This window comes from Pollutibacter soli, from assembly GCA_029269725.1.
GTDB lineage: Bacteria > Bacteroidota > Bacteroidia > Chitinophagales > Chitinophagaceae > Pollutibacter > Pollutibacter soli.
Window position 1 is genome coordinate 290,822 of record JARJHS010000007.1, and the last position, 17,039, is coordinate 307,860.

At 41.8% G+C, this 17,039-nt stretch carries 18 protein-coding genes; 11 read left to right on the forward strand and 7 right to left on the reverse strand.

Annotated elements, in window-relative coordinates:
- The first annotated feature begins 59 nt into the window (after positions 1–59).
- On the forward strand, positions 60–1,493 hold the full coding sequence (locus tag P2W82_RS17830; RefSeq protein ID WP_336517279.1) for an oligosaccharide flippase family protein: 1,434 nt from the start codon (positions 60–62) through the stop codon (positions 1,491–1,493).
- Positions 1,494–1,502: 9 nt separating this feature from the next.
- Here P2W82_RS17830 and P2W82_RS17835 read toward each other — a convergent pair whose 3' ends face one another.
- From P2W82_RS17835 to P2W82_RS17845, 3 genes are read right to left on the reverse strand one after another with little or no spacing between them, the layout of a single operon-like run.
- A complete protein-coding gene (locus P2W82_RS17835; RefSeq protein WP_336517280.1) occupies positions 1,503–2,579 on the reverse strand; it encodes an ABC transporter permease in 1,077 nt (358 codons plus the stop codon).
- Between the two features lie 16 nt (positions 2,580–2,595).
- On the reverse strand, positions 2,596–3,711 hold the full coding sequence (locus P2W82_RS17840) for a glycosyltransferase (protein ID WP_336517281.1): 1,116 nt from the start codon (positions 3,709–3,711) through the stop codon (positions 2,596–2,598).
- Positions 3,708–4,541 carry an alpha/beta fold hydrolase gene (locus tag P2W82_RS17845; RefSeq protein ID WP_336517282.1) on the reverse strand — a complete coding sequence of 278 codons (834 nt, stop codon included), beginning with the start codon at positions 4,539–4,541 and terminating at the stop codon, positions 3,708–3,710. The genes P2W82_RS17840 and P2W82_RS17845 overlap by 4 nt, the downstream gene beginning before the upstream one ends.
- A gap of 139 nt (positions 4,542–4,680) precedes the next feature.
- On the opposite strand from P2W82_RS17845, the gene P2W82_RS17850 reads away from it, so the two are divergent.
- The gene (locus tag P2W82_RS17850) at positions 4,681–5,121 is read left to right on the forward strand and encodes a MarR family winged helix-turn-helix transcriptional regulator (RefSeq protein WP_336517283.1); all 441 of its coding nucleotides are present in this window, start codon (positions 4,681–4,683) and stop codon (positions 5,119–5,121) included.
- A gap of 22 nt (positions 5,122–5,143) precedes the next feature.
- Positions 5,144–6,937, forward strand: coding sequence for an acyl-CoA dehydrogenase family protein (locus P2W82_RS17855; RefSeq protein ID WP_336517284.1), 1,794 nt, complete (start codon positions 5,144–5,146; stop codon positions 6,935–6,937).
- Positions 6,938–7,024: 87 nt separating this feature from the next.
- On the opposite strand, the gene P2W82_RS17860 is transcribed toward P2W82_RS17855, so the two are convergent.
- Positions 7,025–7,756, reverse strand: a complete 732-nt coding sequence (locus P2W82_RS17860) for a hypothetical protein (protein ID WP_336517285.1) — start codon at positions 7,754–7,756, stop codon at positions 7,025–7,027.
- A 238-nt stretch (positions 7,757–7,994) separates the two neighbouring features.
- Here P2W82_RS17860 and P2W82_RS17865 point away from each other — a divergent pair, with 238 nt between their 5' ends.
- Both P2W82_RS17865 and P2W82_RS17870 read left to right on the forward strand, forming a co-directional pair.
- Positions 7,995–9,098, forward strand: coding sequence for an N-acetylmuramoyl-L-alanine amidase (locus P2W82_RS17865; RefSeq protein WP_336517286.1), 1,104 nt, complete (start codon positions 7,995–7,997; stop codon positions 9,096–9,098).
- Positions 9,099–9,100: 2 nt separating this feature from the next.
- On the forward strand, positions 9,101–9,523 hold the full coding sequence (locus P2W82_RS17870; RefSeq protein ID WP_336517287.1) for a Dabb family protein: 423 nt from the start codon (positions 9,101–9,103) through the stop codon (positions 9,521–9,523).
- A gap of 3 nt (positions 9,524–9,526) precedes the next feature.
- Here the strand turns inward: P2W82_RS17870 and P2W82_RS17875 are convergent, their stop codons facing one another.
- On the reverse strand, positions 9,527–9,919 hold the full coding sequence (locus P2W82_RS17875; RefSeq protein ID WP_336517288.1) for a hypothetical protein: 393 nt from the start codon (positions 9,917–9,919) through the stop codon (positions 9,527–9,529).
- Between the two features lie 202 nt (positions 9,920–10,121).
- On the opposite strand from P2W82_RS17875, the gene P2W82_RS17880 reads away from it, so the two are divergent.
- The 5 genes from P2W82_RS17880 to P2W82_RS17900 all read left to right on the forward strand — a co-directional run bounded on the left by P2W82_RS17880 (position 10,122) and on the right by P2W82_RS17900 (position 14,736).
- Positions 10,122–11,363 (forward strand): TCR/Tet family MFS transporter, encoded by a 1,242-nt coding sequence (locus P2W82_RS17880; RefSeq protein ID WP_336517289.1) that lies wholly within the window; start codon positions 10,122–10,124, stop codon positions 11,361–11,363.
- 183 nt (positions 11,364–11,546) lie between these two features.
- Complete coding sequence (locus P2W82_RS17885; RefSeq protein ID WP_336517290.1) at positions 11,547–11,867, forward strand: RNA recognition motif domain-containing protein; 321 nt, start codon at positions 11,547–11,549, stop codon at positions 11,865–11,867.
- Positions 11,868–12,002: 135 nt separating this feature from the next.
- Positions 12,003–12,353 (forward strand): carboxymuconolactone decarboxylase family protein, encoded by a 351-nt coding sequence (locus P2W82_RS17890; RefSeq protein WP_336517291.1) that lies wholly within the window; start codon positions 12,003–12,005, stop codon positions 12,351–12,353.
- A 50-nt stretch (positions 12,354–12,403) separates the two neighbouring features.
- Positions 12,404–13,435 carry a 2-oxoacid:ferredoxin oxidoreductase subunit beta gene (locus tag P2W82_RS17895; protein WP_336517292.1) on the forward strand — a complete coding sequence of 344 codons (1,032 nt, stop codon included), beginning with the start codon at positions 12,404–12,406 and terminating at the stop codon, positions 13,433–13,435.
- A gap of 692 nt (positions 13,436–14,127) precedes the next feature.
- Positions 14,128–14,736: an L-threonylcarbamoyladenylate synthase gene (locus P2W82_RS17900; protein WP_336517293.1), complete on the forward strand. Its 609-nt coding sequence runs from the start codon at positions 14,128–14,130 to the stop codon at positions 14,734–14,736.
- A 48-nt stretch (positions 14,737–14,784) separates the two neighbouring features.
- Here P2W82_RS17900 and P2W82_RS17905 read toward each other — a convergent pair whose 3' ends face one another.
- Positions 14,785–15,096: a hypothetical protein gene (locus P2W82_RS17905; protein ID WP_336517294.1), complete on the reverse strand. Its 312-nt coding sequence runs from the start codon at positions 15,094–15,096 to the stop codon at positions 14,785–14,787.
- A gap of 94 nt (positions 15,097–15,190) precedes the next feature.
- On the reverse strand, positions 15,191–15,865 hold the full coding sequence (locus tag P2W82_RS17910; RefSeq protein ID WP_336517295.1) for a ribonuclease HII: 675 nt from the start codon (positions 15,863–15,865) through the stop codon (positions 15,191–15,193).
- Here P2W82_RS17910 and P2W82_RS17915 point away from each other — a divergent pair, their 5' ends adjacent.
- A complete protein-coding gene (locus P2W82_RS17915) occupies positions 15,866–16,915 on the forward strand; it encodes a COX15/CtaA family protein (RefSeq protein ID WP_336517296.1) in 1,050 nt (349 codons plus the stop codon). It abuts the gene before it with no gap.
- The last annotated feature ends 124 nt before the right edge of the window (positions 16,916–17,039 follow it).

Genomic DNA, 17,039 nt, shown 5'->3' on the forward strand with positions numbered 1-17,039 from the left:
GAAGTTTTAGTAATTTGGGTAATTCGTATGCTTTCAACGCATGACCTAAACCCTTTCTTTTGCCCAGGCATTTTTTCCGTTCACTCATATTACTGGTTGGCTTAAATCTACTGGTGAAACCAGTCTGGATTTTTGCGATCGACAGGCAGGTACAGAATATTACCGGCTTCTCGTCGTATGGGCATTATTTTGCGCTGCTGAATTTGTGCATCATACTTAACTTCTTACTTGATCTCGGCATTACATCATTTTTCAACCGCGAAGTTGCCTCAGGGAACGGGCATGAAGGAGCTTTGTTCACACAGGCCCTGAGCGGAAAACTGATACTTAGTTTTATCTATGCGGGGATGGTTTTTTTCATAGGTGTCGCATCCGGCATTGACGATTATAGTTTATTGCTGATGCTGATCATCATGCAGGTAGGAAGCAGTTTTCTTTTATTCCTGCGATCCTATCTTACCGCAACTCAACACTACAGAACTGATGCAGTTATTTCGGTAATGGATAAGCTGTTTGTTGTAATTGTTGTCGGCAGTATGATCATTTACCCAATGACTGTCGGCCACATCACCATTCAGAATTTTGTACTCATCCAGGTAGCAGGGATTATTCTGTCTTCTGCAGTCGCACTAATGTTCCTGGTGAAAAATATTCCTGGCTTTAGTTTTCAACCATTTCGCGGATTAAAAAAGGAAATCTTTTTTTCCAGTCTGCCCATCGCGTTGAATATTTTCTTTGTCACATTGATGACACGAGCCGACGGCTTTCTGCTCGAAAGCATCATTAACGACGATGCGCGTGAAGCAGGAATTTATGCCGCTGGATTTCGTCTCCTGGATGCTTTCAACATGGTTGGTTTCCTGATGGCTGGATTTCTTTTGCCCTTCATGGCAAGACACTGGCCAAACCAGAATCGCTTTTTTGCAGTTTTACTTACCTGCAGGCATTTGCTTGTGATTGGAAGTATGATCGTTGTTGCTTTCGCATTCGCTGCTCCTGAATATCTTTCCAACCTTCTGTATCATAACAAGGATCCGTATATTTCAAATGTAATCATGATCGTGCTGTTTGCGTTGCCGGGCTTATCGATGATTCATATTTATGGGACTGCATTGACAGCGACGCGAAATATGCGGATCTACCTCGTATTGAGTATTATTTTTAGCCTGCTGAGTGTGATTCTGAACCTGATATTTATTCCAAGGTATGGTGCAATGGCATCTGCAGTCATTGCTTGCTCAATTCAAACGTTGTATGCGCTGTCAGTAATATATTTTGCAAGAATGAAAACAGGTATAAGGCTATCACTCGCGTTTATCCCTTTATACCTGGTCGTTGGTTTATCATTTTATGTGATAGTGAAAGTGGCAAACTTTTTTCATTGGAACCTGATGTTAAGCGCAGGAATCGGTGCGCTGATCATAGCGATACTATTCTTTTACCGTTCGGGATTTTCAATCGCACAACTTCGCAAACTGCTTGCTGAAAAATAATACCTCAGATCAACTCCTCACATCCAGTGCATCACGCAAGCCGTTGCCAAGAATATTCAGTGCAAGTACAAGTATCATTATTGCAATTCCGGGAATGATTGCCAGGAAAGGATTGTGTGTAATAATGAAATTGTAGTTTTCTCGAATCATCAATCCCCAGCTAGGCTGTGGCGATTGTACTCCAACGCCGAGAAAACTAAGGCCAGCTTCAATCACGATGGCACTGGCAAAATTTGCAGCCGCAACTACCATAATCGGACCGAGGACATTCGGAAGTATGTGTCTTCCTATAATTCTAAAGCCGGAGAAGCCAAGGGCACGCGCTGCGTCAATATACTCGAGCTCCCGGATTGATTTTACCTGCCCACGGATCACCCGAGCCACATTCACCCATAAAGTTAACCCAACGGCAATGAACACCTGCCAGAAACCCCTTCCCAATGCCATCGTTATGGCAAATACCAGTAATAATGTAGGCATACTCCACACCACGTTAATGAGCCACATAATCGCTTCATCAACCTTGCTCCCATAATAACCAGCTACAGCACCGAGAGTAACTCCTATAATTAGGGAAATTAATACAGCGATTAACCCCACACTCAGACTTACTCTTGTACCAATAATCAGCCTGCTCAGTATATCTCTTCCGAACTTGTCCGTACCAAGAAGAAAATGTTTTGTCTCAAATCGAAAATCACCGGATTTTAAAGTAAATTTTTCCTCGGTTGTTACCCCTTCATCAAGAAAACGCTGAACTATTACTGTGTCTCCTTTTTCGATATGCATGGTGATAGGGATATACGTCGCCAGTTCTTTCTGGCCGTTAATACTCCTGGAAAAGAAGTGATTTACTTTTACCGGAGTACTATCAATTACAAGAAACGATTGCTTAAATCCAGGTTTCCTACCGCCTATTTCAACGATCATTCTGTTCGCATAGGGAGAATGATCCGGAACAATCCAATACGCGGATACAGCCAAAATAAATGTAAAGCCAAGGATAAACAAACCTGTCAACGCCAGCTTATTTTTTTTCAGGCGATTCCACCATTGAAATGAGCTTTCGGTTTCTGTCGACTGCATAGGCTAAAGTAGTGATTCATTTTGTTTTCCTTCCCTTCCATTCGTATTTCGTGACCTGTCCAAAGAATCCTGCAATCACCGTATAAATGATGTGAAATGGTTGAGCCGGAAGAAAAAACCACAGCAGTTGCAATTGTGCGAAAAAACGGGCAACGGGAATCAGGAAGATCAATTCAACAATGGTTTTCAAAAATATCAACAACAAGGTCCACTTCAATATGCTGAGGTTGAAAAAGGAATAAATGATCAACAGACACATCGAAATATTAAAAGCAAAAACCCAATAAAGTACAAGTGAGATTTTATTATCCGGATAAAACCTCGCTTTACTTGCCCAACGGATGCGCTGTTGTATAAAACGGTACAGGTCCGGCTCTGTGTTTGTTTCCACAATTACGTCCTGTGATAAACAATAGTTCGTCTTTTCAGGATGGATTGCAGCTACTTTATGCATCAAAAGAATGTCATCCCCGGATGCTATTTTTTCAATTCCCTCAAAACCTCCTGAAGAATGAAATATCTCACGTTCATAGGCAATATTGGCGCCGTTAGATAACATGTGAAAACGGTGATGCACAGCTGAAGCGCCAATTCCCTGGAGCGATATGAAATCCAGAATTTGAAATATACTTAACACAGTGCCACTATTTTTCATTCTAACCGGAGCTGCAATAAATACTGATTTTTGTGAATGATAAAATGCTACTAGTGTTTTGATCCACAGAGGACCAGCTTTGCAATCTGCATCTGTGGTTACAATAAGCTGGTTTGATGATAAATCGATTCCCGTTTTTATAGAAGCTTTTTTCCCTTGGGATAAATTTTGCGCAATGTGGATAGGAAATGCCGGGTTTTTCATGGACTTCACAATATCCACTGTGCCGTCCTCGGAATGATCATCAATAACGAGTATGTTTAATAAATGCGATGGATAATCCTGCTTTAAAACAGCTTCTATGCAGGCAGCAATGTTTGCTGATTCATTTCGCACAGGAATAATTACACTGACGGTCGTTTGAGGTTGAAAGTCCCTGGGTAAAGAAAAAACAGGAATGGAGCTCCATAGATACCGGTAATATAATATCAGTAGCGCATAGCCAATAAACAATGTACCTGCGACAATCAGGATCATATTTTCTTTTCGCTGTGGTTAAAATAGTAGGAAAGAATATCCTTCAATGTCTGGGCATGTCCTTCGGTAAGTAGCTGATGCCCTGATTCAATTTCACTTAATATGGCGTAAGCTTCGATGTTTTTTATGAATGATCTGCCCAATGACGTCCTGATAATTTTGTCATACTTCCCAAAGATCAGACAAACAGGAGTCCTGTGATTATTGATCAGCTTTTTAATTTGTGAGATATCAGGTCTGAGATGCCGCATGGTTGTCCAGGTTTCGTAGATCTGTTTTCTCATCGATGGATTGCCAATCTGTCGCCGCACAAACTTAGAAACGCTGCTGTTTACAAGGCCGAGACGATCGCCGGTGTTCATCAGATGAAGAAACCATCCCGGATTATGCATCGTCGTTCTGAAAATTCGGTTACCCGGCGCTGTTTGCGTAGCAATTCGGTACCACGGATTGACAGTTAGCCCGTCGGAGGCAATGAGGATCAATCCGTTTATTTTTTCCGGCCGGTGTTGGTAAAGTGACAATGCAACTCTGCCTCCCATGCTATATCCCATCAAACTAAACTTTCTTCCAGCTAAACCATCGCAGCTTTTGATTATATTTTCCAGGTCATCGATAGTAAAATTGAGTCCTTCATTCCACTCTGTTTTTCCATGGAATGGCATATCAAAAGAATATATCGAATAGATGTCACCGCATATTTTTTCCAGGAGCCGGAAGGAAGCTGCTGTTTCGGCGAATCCATGGAAACAGACAAGGGGTTCAGCGCCCCTTCCTGAACACAGATAATGAATGCGGCTGTTCCTGTAATCCTGGTAAACTGATTCCATTTCCGAAATGCGTGAAATTATAACAGATTGAATTTCCAGCCCTTGTTTCGTGCCTATTTATTAAATATCACCAACGGAATAATTAACTGAATTTATAAGGAAAAATGAGTATTTTGGGATTAGTTGCATAACTAACAATATGCCAAACAACCAATTTAAAAGGGGCGAATTATACAGCTTTATCACCGGTAAGGCATCGACTGCCATTGCCAGGAGACTGCAGAAAAATTTTAAGCAGCAGGGTGTGGATATTACTATCGAACAGTGGAGTGTTTTATATCATCTCTGGAAGCAGGATGGGTTGAGTCAGCAGGAATTGTGCAACGCGACATTTCGTGATAAACCGAGCATTACCAGGCTGGTCGACAATCTCGAAAAGCTGAAACTGGTGAAAAGGGTGTCCAGCAAGGACGACAGGCGAATGAACCTGATCTTTCTTACGGAAACGGCCAGGCGTCTGCAGGATAATACCATGGAAATTGCCAACCAGACGCTAAACGAAGCCCTGGAAGGTGTTTCGGTGACTGATATCGACTTGTGTAAGGAAGTTTTGCAACAGGTATACGACAATCTTAAATAATAAATCAATAAAAACTTCAACTATGGCTACCGAAGTAAAAAACACTGCCAGCCTGAAAGGCGCAGAGTGGCTCATTAGAGAGTCTGAACCGGGAGATACATTCACGCCGGAAGACTTCAACGAGGAGCAGAAAATGGTCATGGAGATGTGCGAAAGTTTTCTTCAATCTGAGATAATGCCCAATCTTGACCGGATTGATAGTCTGGAAAAAGGACTGATGCCTTCATTATTAGCAAAGGCTGGCGAACAGGGACTGCTGGGCACTTCCATACCTGAAGACCTTGGCGGACTGGGCAAAGATTTTATCACGGCAACTATTGTCAATGAAGGCTTAGGTGCAGGTCATTCTTTTTCCGTAGGTATCGCTGCACACACCGGAATCGGCACGCTGCCGATCCTCTATTTTGGCACACCTGAACAGAAACAGAAATACATTCCGAAACTGGCTACCGGTGAATGGAAAGGTGCATATGGACTAACTGAACCCAACAGCGGTTCGGACGCGCTCAGCGCGAAAACGACTGCGAAGCTGAGCGCTGATGGGAAATATTATGTTCTTAACGGCCAGAAATGCTGGATCACCAACGGGGGCTTTGCTGATGTGTACACCGTATTTGCGAAAATTGATGGTACACAATTCACCGCATTTATTATCGAACGCGGAATGGAAGGTTTTACACAAGGGCCTGAAGAACATAAAATGGGTATCAAAGGTTCTTCGACTGTACAGCTCTATTTCCAGGATTGTAAAGTACCAGTAGAAAATGTGTTGGGTGAAATCGGGAAAGGCCATGTGATTGCATTTAACATCCTCAACATCGGGCGGCTAAAACTTTGCGCTGCTGCGCTCGGTGGTGCAAAAGGTTCGTTGGATATATCGATTCAGTATGCAAACACTAGAGAGCAGTTCAAACAACCTATTTCCAATTTCGGTGCGATTCAGCATAAACTCGCTGAGATGGCCATTCGAACATGGGTAGCCGAAAGCGCGTTGTACAGAACATCTTCGTGGATTGAAGAAAAAGAACAGCAACTGCTTTCATCAGGAAAACCTTTTAACGAAGCATTACTTGGAGCTGCTGAAGAATATGCTGTGGAGTGTGCAATACTAAAAGTGTTCGGTAGTGAGCTGCTTGATTTTGTTGTTGACGAAGGAGTACAGATACATGGAGGAAACGGATACAGCGCAGAGTATAATATTTCCCGAGCTTATCGCGACAGCAGGATTAACCGGATCTATGAAGGGACCAACGAAATCAACAGGCTATTGACAGTGGATATGATCCTGAAAAGAGCAATGAAAGGAAAACTGGATCTGATGGGACCGGCCATGGCTGTGCAAAAGGAGTTGATGAGTATTCCTGATTTTGGGAATGAGGATGAAACGCCATTCGCTTCCGAACGTAAGCTCTTACGTAATATGAAAAAAGCCATCCTGATGGTGGCGGGAGCTGCTGTTCAGAAATTCATGATGCAGCTTGAACATGAGCAGGAAATCCTGATGAACATTGCCGATATGGCCATCGAAGTTTTCCATGCTGAATCTGCCTTGCTTCGTTCAATGAAAAAGGCAGGTGTAGTAGGGGAATCGAATGCTGCTACCGAAATAGATATTACCAGGACCTATTTGTATGACGCAGCTGATCGTGTAAATAAATCCGGAAGAGATGCGATCAATTCTTTCGCTTCGGGTGACGAACACCGGATGATGTTGCTTGGCCTGAAGAGATTTACAAAAGCAGAACCTTTCAACACGAGGGATTCACGCAGAAGAATAGCGAAGAAACTGATTTCTGAAGGCAGGTACACTTTATAATATTTATTCCAATAAATGCAAATCCCGGGCATACCCGGGATTTTTTTGTCCTGCCTGTTTTATGAAAATATATCCTGTCTTTATTATTTAGGATCGGTGACTCGCGGCGAAACCTTCCCATTCGGGGATCCCGGCAGTTTTCTTGTCATCAGTTTTTTCTTTCAACCCAGGTTTGTTTTTGTTCAGCAGTATGCCCGCAAAGATGAGCAATGCGAGAATGGCTGTGCTGATTTCATAAAGAACAAAAAGATCCTCATGATTATTCGATCTGAAAAAGTATGTCGCTATAAAAATGAATGAATAGCAGAAATAGGAGAATACAATTCCACTTACCATAAAAGCTTTGCCGGTTTCTGTTTTGGCGGTAACACTTTCTTTGATCTTTTGAATAAAGAAATAAATACTGAAAATGTCTACCAGCAATAATCCCAAACCTATGATCACTGGAATCGCTGCATCCTGGATATCCTTTCGTATCAGAATTAAAATTCCGGTAACGAGTAAAATGATAACGGTAAGTCTCAGGCTTTTTCTCATCTGTTCATTTTCTGAAAAATAAATCAGGAACATCAAAATCAACGGAGGCTGAACAAGTGAATTCAGTATATTGATGATATAGATAATGTCATCTGATGTTTTTATTCTTCCCGAAGTAAAAAGACTGGAGAAAATGGTAAGTGTAAGGCAGAAGACAGCAGCTATAAAACTGTAGTGCCACAGTTTTCTTTTATAAACAATCGCTAACAGCGGCAGGAATAAAATAACTGTTGTTAAGGTACGGAATCCTGGCCCGCCATTCATGAATATAACGTCGTTCATAAGGGTAGGTAAGAATAGTCAAAAAAAGTTCCAGAACAAAACGAACAATGCGAAATAAAAGTGCTGCCTGTAGTGCATTCCGGTAAAATTTAGCAAAAGTCCTTAATGTGTAATAGTATATCTACCAATTCAGGTTTATGGGTATTTGTTTTATCTTGAATGAATGAAATGTTTTCTAACTCTTTGTAGTTTAATTCTCCTGGCTTCCGCATCAGCGCAAAACCCCGCGGGATTCAGGATGGGAAAAACAACAGGCAAGCTTCCTTACATGGAGTATGGCCCTGGTGATGACAGGCTTGGCGGCGCCAAAATGACCTATCTGGATTCTAATATTCTTGTAACGGTAATCGATAGCCTAAATACAGATTACATAATCAGGCTTTCCCAAAATCACAAGGCTTTTATACCGAAGGAAAATGTGAGATTTCGGGATTCTGGAATTATTCATCCCTGGAATCTGAGTGGAAACTGGAAAATATCAGGCGATAACCGTTACGACTACCTGACAATTAATTTACCGGAAAAATTGCCATACAGAAGCATTATGCATGTTGATCCGGCAAGAATTGTTATTGATCTTTTTGGTATCACATCAAACACAAACTGGATAACTCAGCTAAATACTGCAAAGGAAATAAGTCGCGCATGGTATGAACAGACCGAAGATGATGTGATGCGCGTAATTATAGAATTGCGGCATAATCAGCATTGGGGATACCAAATCGGATATGATTCCATTTTATCTAAATTGATCGTCAGAGTGAAAAGACAGCCAATAGTTAATGATATCAGGAAGATGAATATTGCCATCGATGCCGGACATGGAGGAGATAACGTCGGCGCATTGGGAATTACATCGGGAAAACCGGAAAAGGAAATGACGCTCGTATTTGCAAAAATTCTTGAGACGCAATTGAGAAAAGCAGGAATAAAAAATGTTTTCATGACCCGCAATACCGATACTTCTTTGTCGATGCCTGACAGGATTCTCGCGTTGAGGGCAGCTGATCCGGATTTCCTAATCAGCCTGCACTTAAATTCATCAGGAAGCGATACTGTTAGGGGAACCAGCAGTTATTACCGTTATATAGGTTTCAGGCCGTTGGCATCGGCTATCCATAACCGGATGCTCGAACTCAAACTCAATGATTTCGGTTGCACCGGAAGCTTTAATTTCGCTTTGAGCGGACCGACCGAATATCCCAACTGTCTTGTTGAAATCGCTTTTATCAGTAACCGGGAAGATGAAAAAAAGATCCTGGATACTAAATTTCAGAAAGCAGTTGCGCAGAAGATACAAGCTGGTCTCCGTGACTGGTTAAAATCGATGAACAAAAATTAGATATGCAAAACCAAAACAATTCACGCCGACGCTTTATAAAACAGGCAGGATTGGCTACAGTAGCGGCCAATTTAACTATTTTCGCGGGCACAAAAGCAGAACCCATGAGCGCAGAACAGCCATTTATTCACCACGTATATTTCTGGTTAAAAAATCCGGGCAGCAAAGAAGACTATCAGAAATTGCTTGAAGGACTAAAGAAGTTAAGCAAGGTCAAAACCATTCACCAACACTATATCGGCAAGCCCGCTGATACCAGGCGTGAAGTTATCGACAGCTCTTATTCTGTAAGCTGGTTGCTTTTTTTTAAAAATAAAGCCGACCAGGATTCTTATCAGACGGACCCTGTCCACCTGAAATTTGTCGAAGAATGCAGCAATCTCTGGTCAAGAGTTGTTGTATATGATACAGTGGAAGCTGTTTAATTTTCAGGCGTAAACCGCAACACGGGCATCTGGAATATCTTCAGTCTGCAGGAAAACAAATTTTCCATATTCCTGGCCCAGGCGGATCATTTGATCTGCTCCATGAGATGGTCCGCCGATCCTGATCACAGCATCGCATTTTTCAAGTAATCGCACGGCGACGGGGTGAAAAAGCTGGGTGAAAATATCATCGCCGGTCTGGATAGAGCCTGCTTCTCTGATTAGTGGTAGAGCAAGCCATTCTCCAAGGATAGGGAGATGTCCTTTTTCATAAATCCGAAGGGCCACTTTTTCCATCGCCAGTACATTTGTGGCGATTTTTTCAGGATCGTCGTTTGTACCTGACCTGTATGGTCCTGCAATCAGGATCATCAGGGGTTGATAAAGAAATTCCATAGGATTATTGGTTTTGATAGGTGTAGATATTGATTAGAACGTGTATAAACATTGTTTTATTTAAGTATTTTGACGAATTCCCGAAAATAAAGCTGGATTACCTTGGCTTATTAGCTAAAATTACAGGTCAGCAAAAAGTAATAATCGACTATTGCTCACCAAAGCCAGTTCATCTCCAAAGCATCGTTTTAATATTTTCCTAATGACGGTTTCTCGAAAGGCAGCACTTGGTTTTATTCTGATCACTGTTTTGATCGATGTAATCGGCTTCGGTTTAATCATACCTGTAGCACCTGGAATCATTAAAGAGCTGATCCATGGCGATACCAGCACGGCATCCGTATACGGGGGTTGGCTCACCCTGGCGTATGCTGCGATGCAATTTGTTTTTGCACCTGTTTTGGGAAATCTGAGCGATAAATACGGAAGAAGGCCGGTTTTGCTATTTTCTCTGTTTGGATTCGGGATGGACTATCTATTGTTGTATTTCGCTCCGAATATTGGGTGGTTATTTATAGGAAGGATACTGGCGGGTATCACAGGCGCAAGCTTTTCAACCGCAAGCGCTTATGTTGCCGATGTCAGTGAACCGGAAAAACGTGCGCAAAATTTTGGATTGATAGGAGCTGCGTTTGGATTAGGTTTTATTATTGGACCAGCACTGGGCGGATACCTCGGAAGTTTTGGGCACCGTGTTCCCTTTGCTGCTGCAGCAGTCCTCACCTTATTAAACTGGTTGTACGGATATTTTGTCCTTCCGGAATCATTGCCACCGGAAAAGCGCAGGCCATTTGAATGGAAGAGAGCAAACCCGGTAGGTTCTTTGGTTCAACTCAGAAAATATCCTGCCGTAGCAGGATTGATTATTTCTTTAACGCTGGTGTATATCGCTGTACATGCAGTGCAAAGTAACTGGAGCTTCTATACCATTCAGAAATTCAACTGGAATGAACGGATGATCGGTAATTCTCTCGCATTTATAGGCTTGCTAATAGCCCTTGTACAGGGGCTTTTTATCCGGGCGATTATTCCCAAGCTGGGCCAGGCGAGGAGTATGTATACTGGCTTATTGTTGTACAGCGCCGGCATGTTGCTGTTTGCATTTGCATCAGCTACCTGGATGATGTTTGCTTTCTCCGTCGTCTATTGCCTCGGCGGTATTGCTGGTCCGGCTATCCAGGGCATCATATCCACTCATGTGCCTGCAAATGAACAGGGGGAATTGCAGGGTGCGTTAACCAGTCTGATGAGTGCCACTTCAATCATTGGCCCGCCCATTATGACAAGTCTTTTTTATTTCTTTTCGAAACCCGATGCCCCGGTTTATTTTCCAGGTGCTCCGTTTGCCTTAGGTGCGCTTCTTTTCCTGCTTAGTGCGGTATTCAGTTATTCAAGTCTGCACAAAGAATCAGGCACAGGAGATACAGCAATTAAAGGATCATAACAATAAATTAAATAATAAATTGGATGTTATCGACTTAATCGGTTACCTTTGCTATGTTAATTTGAGTTGAGTACAGTAAACAGTAAGTGAACGATTTATTCTGCTACGCATAGCTGCTAATAGTTAGTCTTCGTTACGCCTGTGTTTTTCTCAAGGTTTTATTTTTAAATATCAATTTTACACATGAACATTTATGTTTCAAATCTGAGCTTTAACGTTCAGGATGAAGACTTAAGAGAATTTTTTGCTGAGTACGGAGATGTATCTTCAGCTAAAGTAATTATGGACAAATTCACTAACCGTAGCCGCGGTTTCGGATTTGTTGAAATGTCAGATAACGCAGCTGCTCAGAAAGCAATCCAGGAACTGGATGGTGCTACTGTTGAAGGTCGTGCTATCAAAGTTAGCGAAGCTAAACCACGCGAAGAAAGAAGCAATAACAACAGCTTCGGTGGTGGCGGCGGTAACAGGCGTTCATTTTCTGGTGGAAACAGCCGTTATTAATCAGAACCTTAATCGAATCTTCATAAAGGACCCTTCCTGTCAGGAAGGGTTTTTTTATTCATTAACATCCTTTTCTCGAATTCGTAAATTCCGGATTGGATATTGTCCGAATTTTGTAATCTAAATTTCTTGTACATGTCTGAGTTGATTTCTGAATTCAATAGCTATCGTGAGAAAATGAATAAAGTGATTTTGGGAAAAGATAACCTGGTATTGAAACGTCTCTGGAATCTGGATACAAACACTTATGAAGATGGCGCACTGGATAAGAAGACAAAGGAAATGCTCGGACTGGTAGCGAGCATGGTACTCAGATGCGATGATTGCATCAGATATCACCTGGGGAAGTGCCACGAACTGAACGTTTCTACCGATGAGCTGTATGAAGTATTTGCAGTCGCGAATATTGTCGGTGGAACAATCGTCATTCCACATACACGCCGCGCGGCTGAATATTGGGAAGAACTCGAAAACAGCAACCGGTAAGGAACATTGAAGAATTAGGTTTAAATTTATTGTTTATCAGCGATTAGTTTATGACGCAACAACCTACATTACCCGCACTTACTCCTAAAGATTTTCAGACAGACCAGGAAGTGCGCTGGTGCCCCGGCTGTGGAGACTATTCCATTCTTGCACAGGTCCAGAAAATAATGCCTGGATTAGGAATACCAAGGGAAAATATTGTAATCATTTCAGGTATTGGATGTTCCAGCAGGTTCCCATACTATATGGAGACTTATGGTATGCATTCCATACATGGTCGCGCTACAGCTATTGCCAGCGGATTGAAAGCAACTCGTCCTGAATTAAGTGTATGGATCGTTACGGGAGATGGTGATGGGTTGAGTATTGGCGGTAACCATACTATTCATTTGTTGCGGAGAAATTTTGATGTGAATATGATGTTGTTCAATAACCAGATTTATGGTTTGACAAAAGGGCAATACTCCCCGACATCTGAAGAAAATAAAGTTACCAAATCAACTCCCTTCGGAAGTATAGATCATCCATTTAACCCCTTAGCGCTTGCAATGGGAGCAGATGCTACTTTTATTGCGCGTTCAATGGATCGCGATCCTAAACATCTGCAGGAATCATTATTGCGCAGCTACAAACACAGAGGCGCTTCATTTCTTGAGATTTACCAGAACTGCAATATTTTTAACGACGGTGCTTTTGAAATTTTTACTGAAAAAGGAAGCAAGCCCGAAGAAACATTATTCCTCGAACAAGGCAAACCGTTGATATTCGGCGCGGCGAAAGATAAGGGAATAAAACTTGATGGATTTCATCCCGTTGTTGTTCAACTAGGCGATAGCGTTAGTGCCGATGATTTATGGATACATGATGAAAATGACTTTTATAAAGCCCAGATATTAGTTCGTATTTTTGATGATCCACGTAAAGATCAGCACCTCCCCAGGCCATTCGGTGTATTCTATGAAACCGATCGCCCCTGCTACGAAGATGTAATGTCGGCTCAGATCCAGGAAGTAATCTCAAAAAAAGGAAAGGGAGATCTGGATAAGCTGCTTAGAGGGAATGAGGTCTGGACGATTCAATAAAGTTTAACGTTGAACGTAGAACGTATAACGTAAAAACCTGACGATGTAAGTTACCAAACTAAACAAACCAGTAATATCTGGTAGAAAGTGGCTTATTCAAAAAACGCACTTTAAATTTTTTTTCATTTTCCGGATTTTCATTATCGATTTTATCATTTACGAATTATCTAATTCAATCAAGAGCGTACGTTCAACGCTCTATGTTTAACGTACAACGTAAAAAAGGAAGCCAGCGATGGAAATCGCCGGCCTGTGCTTACCTCTGAAACCACAAAAAGAAAAAGTTGAAACGCACAATTTCGCGTAGGCATAACCGTATGCCTGCCGGCCCCTGCTCAGAGTCATTGGCGTATATAAAAATGTTACCTCAGTATAGAAATGAGTTTAATTGTTTAGGTTGAAATAAAAAATTGAAACTTTAGTGGGAATCAAGAGAATTGGACTGACGGAGGGAAATTGGATGGTTTTCAGGTTGAATCAGGCGTTTTGTAAGCCTTTATCGTAGGTGATGGTAAAAGTAGTAACACAATTTTATATTTCAAAGTATTTTCTGAAAGAAAAAATACGAATGGGACAATTAGTTAATCTACGCGTTTTAATAATTTGATTTTCAGGAATTCATCAGAACAAAATTTCTGCTTAATCGTAATAGTTTTTTTTATTTAAGTTAAAAATCGCCATTTTACCGGCCTATGCTCATCAAAATTTATCCTGATCATCCTCAAAAAAGACAGATCGCTAAAATTGCAAAATGTTTGAAAGAGGGTGGCGTTATTATTTATCCAACGGACACCGTTTATGGTTTCGGTTGCGATATCTATAATCAAAAAGCAGTTGAGAGGATTTGTCGTATCAAAAACATCGAACCTGTTAAAGCACAATTGTCTTTTGTATGCGACAACCTTAGTCACCTGAGCAAATATGCAAGAAGTATTTCAACACCTTACTATCGCATATTAAAAAGTCATATACCTGGGCCATTCACATTTGTATTACCTGCGAGTAAAGAGGTGCCGAAAATATTAAAAAGTAAAAAAAATACTATTGGTTTGCGTGTTCCGGACCATCCGATTGCGATTGCAATTATACATGAGTTAGGTAACCCTATCCTGAGTTCCTCATTGCCTGGTGAAATGGTGGAAGAATTTACGGACCCTGAAAGTATTGACGACAAATTCGGAAAGCTGGTGGACCTGGTAGTCGATGGAGGAATTGGCGGCATGCACTATTCCACGATAATAGATCTGACCGGAGATGAGCCTGCAGTATTAAGACAGGGCGCTGGAGAATTTGTTCAATAAAAAACTCCGGAGCAATTACCTCCGGAGTTTTCAGAGAATTTACCATACTTAGCGTCTGTCCCAGTCGTTGCGTTTTTGTTTGTAGATATTGCGATTCATTGCTCTCCAATCGCGTTCAATTCTTTTTCGTTCAGCATTGCTGATATAACCATCGTTACATTTTGCACGACGAATCTTTTTTTGAAGTCGACGCTTCTGATAGGAATCATTGCGTGAATCATGTCTGTTGTATTTTCCCTGGTTATAACCATATCTTTCTCTTTCATATGCGTTTTCTCTGTAACCAGGCTTTTGCGCGTAAACTGCAGACAAAGAAAGTGAAAGCGCAAGCATAAGGGCAAATGCAATTTTAGTTTTCATTGCAGGAAATTTTAAATTGAAAAATCTGTCATACAGTATTAAGACCTTAGACAGATTCCGCAGTTTAATGCCTGGGGAAGCTTTAGCATTTCTTTCAGAATTCCAGTTCCGGAAGGTCAACGCAGGAGCGAAAAGTTTTACGGTGAAGAGGACTGAGGCCGTTTTCGGCTATAGCTGACCGGTGTGCGGCAGTTGCATAGCCTTTGTTTTCATTCCATCGATAATGAGGATATAAATGATGTTTGTCATTCATAAAATCATCCCGGAAAGTTTTGGCAAGAATACTGGCCGCGGCAATTGATGCATATATGCCATCGCCTTTGATGATCGTTTTGTGTGGGAGGTGTTGATAGCGAATAAAATGTTTACCGTCGATCAGGAGCAGTTCCGGTCTCAACATCAATTGATCGAGGGCTAGGTGCATCGCTTTATAGGAAGCCTGGAAAATATTTATACGGTCAATCTCCTCATGATCTACCTGACCCACCGCCCAGGCAATTGCTTTTTCAAGGATGATATCCCGCAATTCGTACCTGTCTTTTTCTGTAAGCTGTTTAGAGTCATTTAACGTGCGGTTCCTGAATTTTTTTGGAAGAATGACTGCTGCGGCAAACACGGGACCTGCGAGACATCCCCGCCCGGCTTCATCACAACCGGCTTCAATAAGTGTGTCCTGGAAAAAAGCTTTTAGCATGGTGTTGTCGTACAGATAAAAATCAGTTTCAAATATACGGTAAGCGAACAGCCTGCAATACATTTGCATTCGCATATGAATAAAATTTCAGAACGTTCAGATAGGGCTGTGGGAATTTGGTTAATAACAGGGGTTGTGATGATTATGATCCAGGTTGCGCTGGGAGGAATTACCCGCCTTACCGGATCCGGATTATCGATCACAGAATGGAAACCCATACTCGGCGCATTTCCGCCTATGAACGATGCCGCCTGGCAATCTGCTTTTGAAAAATACAAAGAGATCGGCCAGTTTAAACATATCAATTTTGATTTTACTTTATCCGATTTCAAATTCATCTATTTCTGGGAATGGCTGCATCGTCTCTGGGGAAGAATCATCGGGATTGTTTTTCTCATTCCATTTATCTATTTCGTTGCCAGAAAGATGATTACACAGAAAATGATCATTCCAATGATCATTTTATTTCTCCTCGGTGGGTTGCAGGCTGCTATCGGATGGATAATGGTGATGAGCGGATTGAACAATGATGATGTTTCGGTTGACCATATCCGTTTGACAGTGCATTTTATCGCCGCCTTGATTCTTTTGGTCTACACGTGGTGGCTGGCCCTTCGTTACCTTGTGCCATCTCAGCAACAGCAATCGTTGCGTGCAGTAAAAAAATTCAACAGTTATTTACTTATTGTCCTCACGCTCCAGCTCATCTATGGCGCATTGATGGCCGGTCTTAAAGCGGGCAATACCGCACCTACCTGGCCGGATATAAATGGATTTTTCTGGCCGGCAGGCATGGAAAAATACCATGGACTTTCAAACCTTACGCATAATCCCTTAATGGTGCAGTTTATCCACCGGATGCTGGCCTATATTCTTTTTATTTCTGTGATTGCGTGGTATTGGTTTGTTGGTAAAACGAAGACAACCGGTCAGTTAAACAGCATAAAAATTTATCCTTTGATTTTCGTTGTTGTTCAACTGTTGCTTGGTATCGGCACTGTTCTTCATTCCCCCGTACAAAAAGAACTTTTGTGGTGGGGCGTTGCCCATCAGTTTGTTGCCATGCTATTATTGCTTTCCATCACCTGGGTTCAATACCTGTCTATCCCAAGGCTGAAACGCTGATTATTCTTCACTTTATTTTAACCCTTCGGGAACCCGCTACCAGCGTGGTACTGACCATCTTTCAACCTGGCCAGAGGGGATCTGTACGCCTTAAAGAAAAGGGTACTACCCGGCAGCAGATATT

Excerpts from the sequence above, each read along its gene's own strand:
- P2W82_RS17850 (WP_336517283.1), top strand. The coding sequence starts at position 4,681 with ATGCCAAACAACCAATTTAAAAGGGGCGAATTATACAGCTTTATCACC.
- P2W82_RS17910 (WP_336517295.1), bottom strand. The coding sequence starts at position 15,865 with ATGCGAATGCAAATGTATTGCAGGCTGTTCGCTTACCGTATATTTGAA.
- P2W82_RS17900 (WP_336517293.1), top strand. The coding sequence starts at position 14,128 with ATGCTCATCAAAATTTATCCTGATCATCCTCAAAAAAGACAGATCGCT.
- P2W82_RS17835 (WP_336517280.1), bottom strand. The coding sequence starts at position 2,579 with ATGCAGTCGACAGAAACCGAAAGCTCATTTCAATGGTGGAATCGCCTG.
- P2W82_RS17895 (WP_336517292.1), top strand. The coding sequence starts at position 12,404 with ATGACGCAACAACCTACATTACCCGCACTTACTCCTAAAGATTTTCAG.
- P2W82_RS17870 (WP_336517287.1), top strand. The coding sequence starts at position 9,101 with ATGCAAAACCAAAACAATTCACGCCGACGCTTTATAAAACAGGCAGGA.
- P2W82_RS17915 (WP_336517296.1), top strand. The coding sequence starts at position 15,866 with ATGAATAAAATTTCAGAACGTTCAGATAGGGCTGTGGGAATTTGGTTA.
- P2W82_RS17845 (WP_336517282.1), bottom strand. The coding sequence starts at position 4,541 with ATGGAATCAGTTTACCAGGATTACAGGAACAGCCGCATTCATTATCTG.
- P2W82_RS17865 (WP_336517286.1), top strand. The coding sequence starts at position 7,995 with ATGGGAAAAACAACAGGCAAGCTTCCTTACATGGAGTATGGCCCTGGT.
- P2W82_RS17840 (WP_336517281.1), bottom strand. The coding sequence starts at position 3,711 with ATGATCCTGATTGTCGCAGGTACATTGTTTATTGGCTATGCGCTACTG.
- P2W82_RS17875 (WP_336517288.1), bottom strand. The coding sequence starts at position 9,919 with ATGGAATTTCTTTATCAACCCCTGATGATCCTGATTGCAGGACCATAC.
- P2W82_RS17905 (WP_336517294.1), bottom strand. The coding sequence starts at position 15,096 with ATGAAAACTAAAATTGCATTTGCCCTTATGCTTGCGCTTTCACTTTCT.
- P2W82_RS17885 (WP_336517290.1), top strand. The coding sequence starts at position 11,547 with ATGAACATTTATGTTTCAAATCTGAGCTTTAACGTTCAGGATGAAGAC.
- P2W82_RS17880 (WP_336517289.1), top strand. The coding sequence starts at position 10,122 with ATGACGGTTTCTCGAAAGGCAGCACTTGGTTTTATTCTGATCACTGTT.
- P2W82_RS17860 (WP_336517285.1), bottom strand. The coding sequence starts at position 7,756 with ATGAACGACGTTATATTCATGAATGGCGGGCCAGGATTCCGTACCTTA.
- P2W82_RS17890 (WP_336517291.1), top strand. The coding sequence starts at position 12,003 with ATGTCTGAGTTGATTTCTGAATTCAATAGCTATCGTGAGAAAATGAAT.
- P2W82_RS17855 (WP_336517284.1), top strand. The coding sequence starts at position 5,144 with ATGGCTACCGAAGTAAAAAACACTGCCAGCCTGAAAGGCGCAGAGTGG.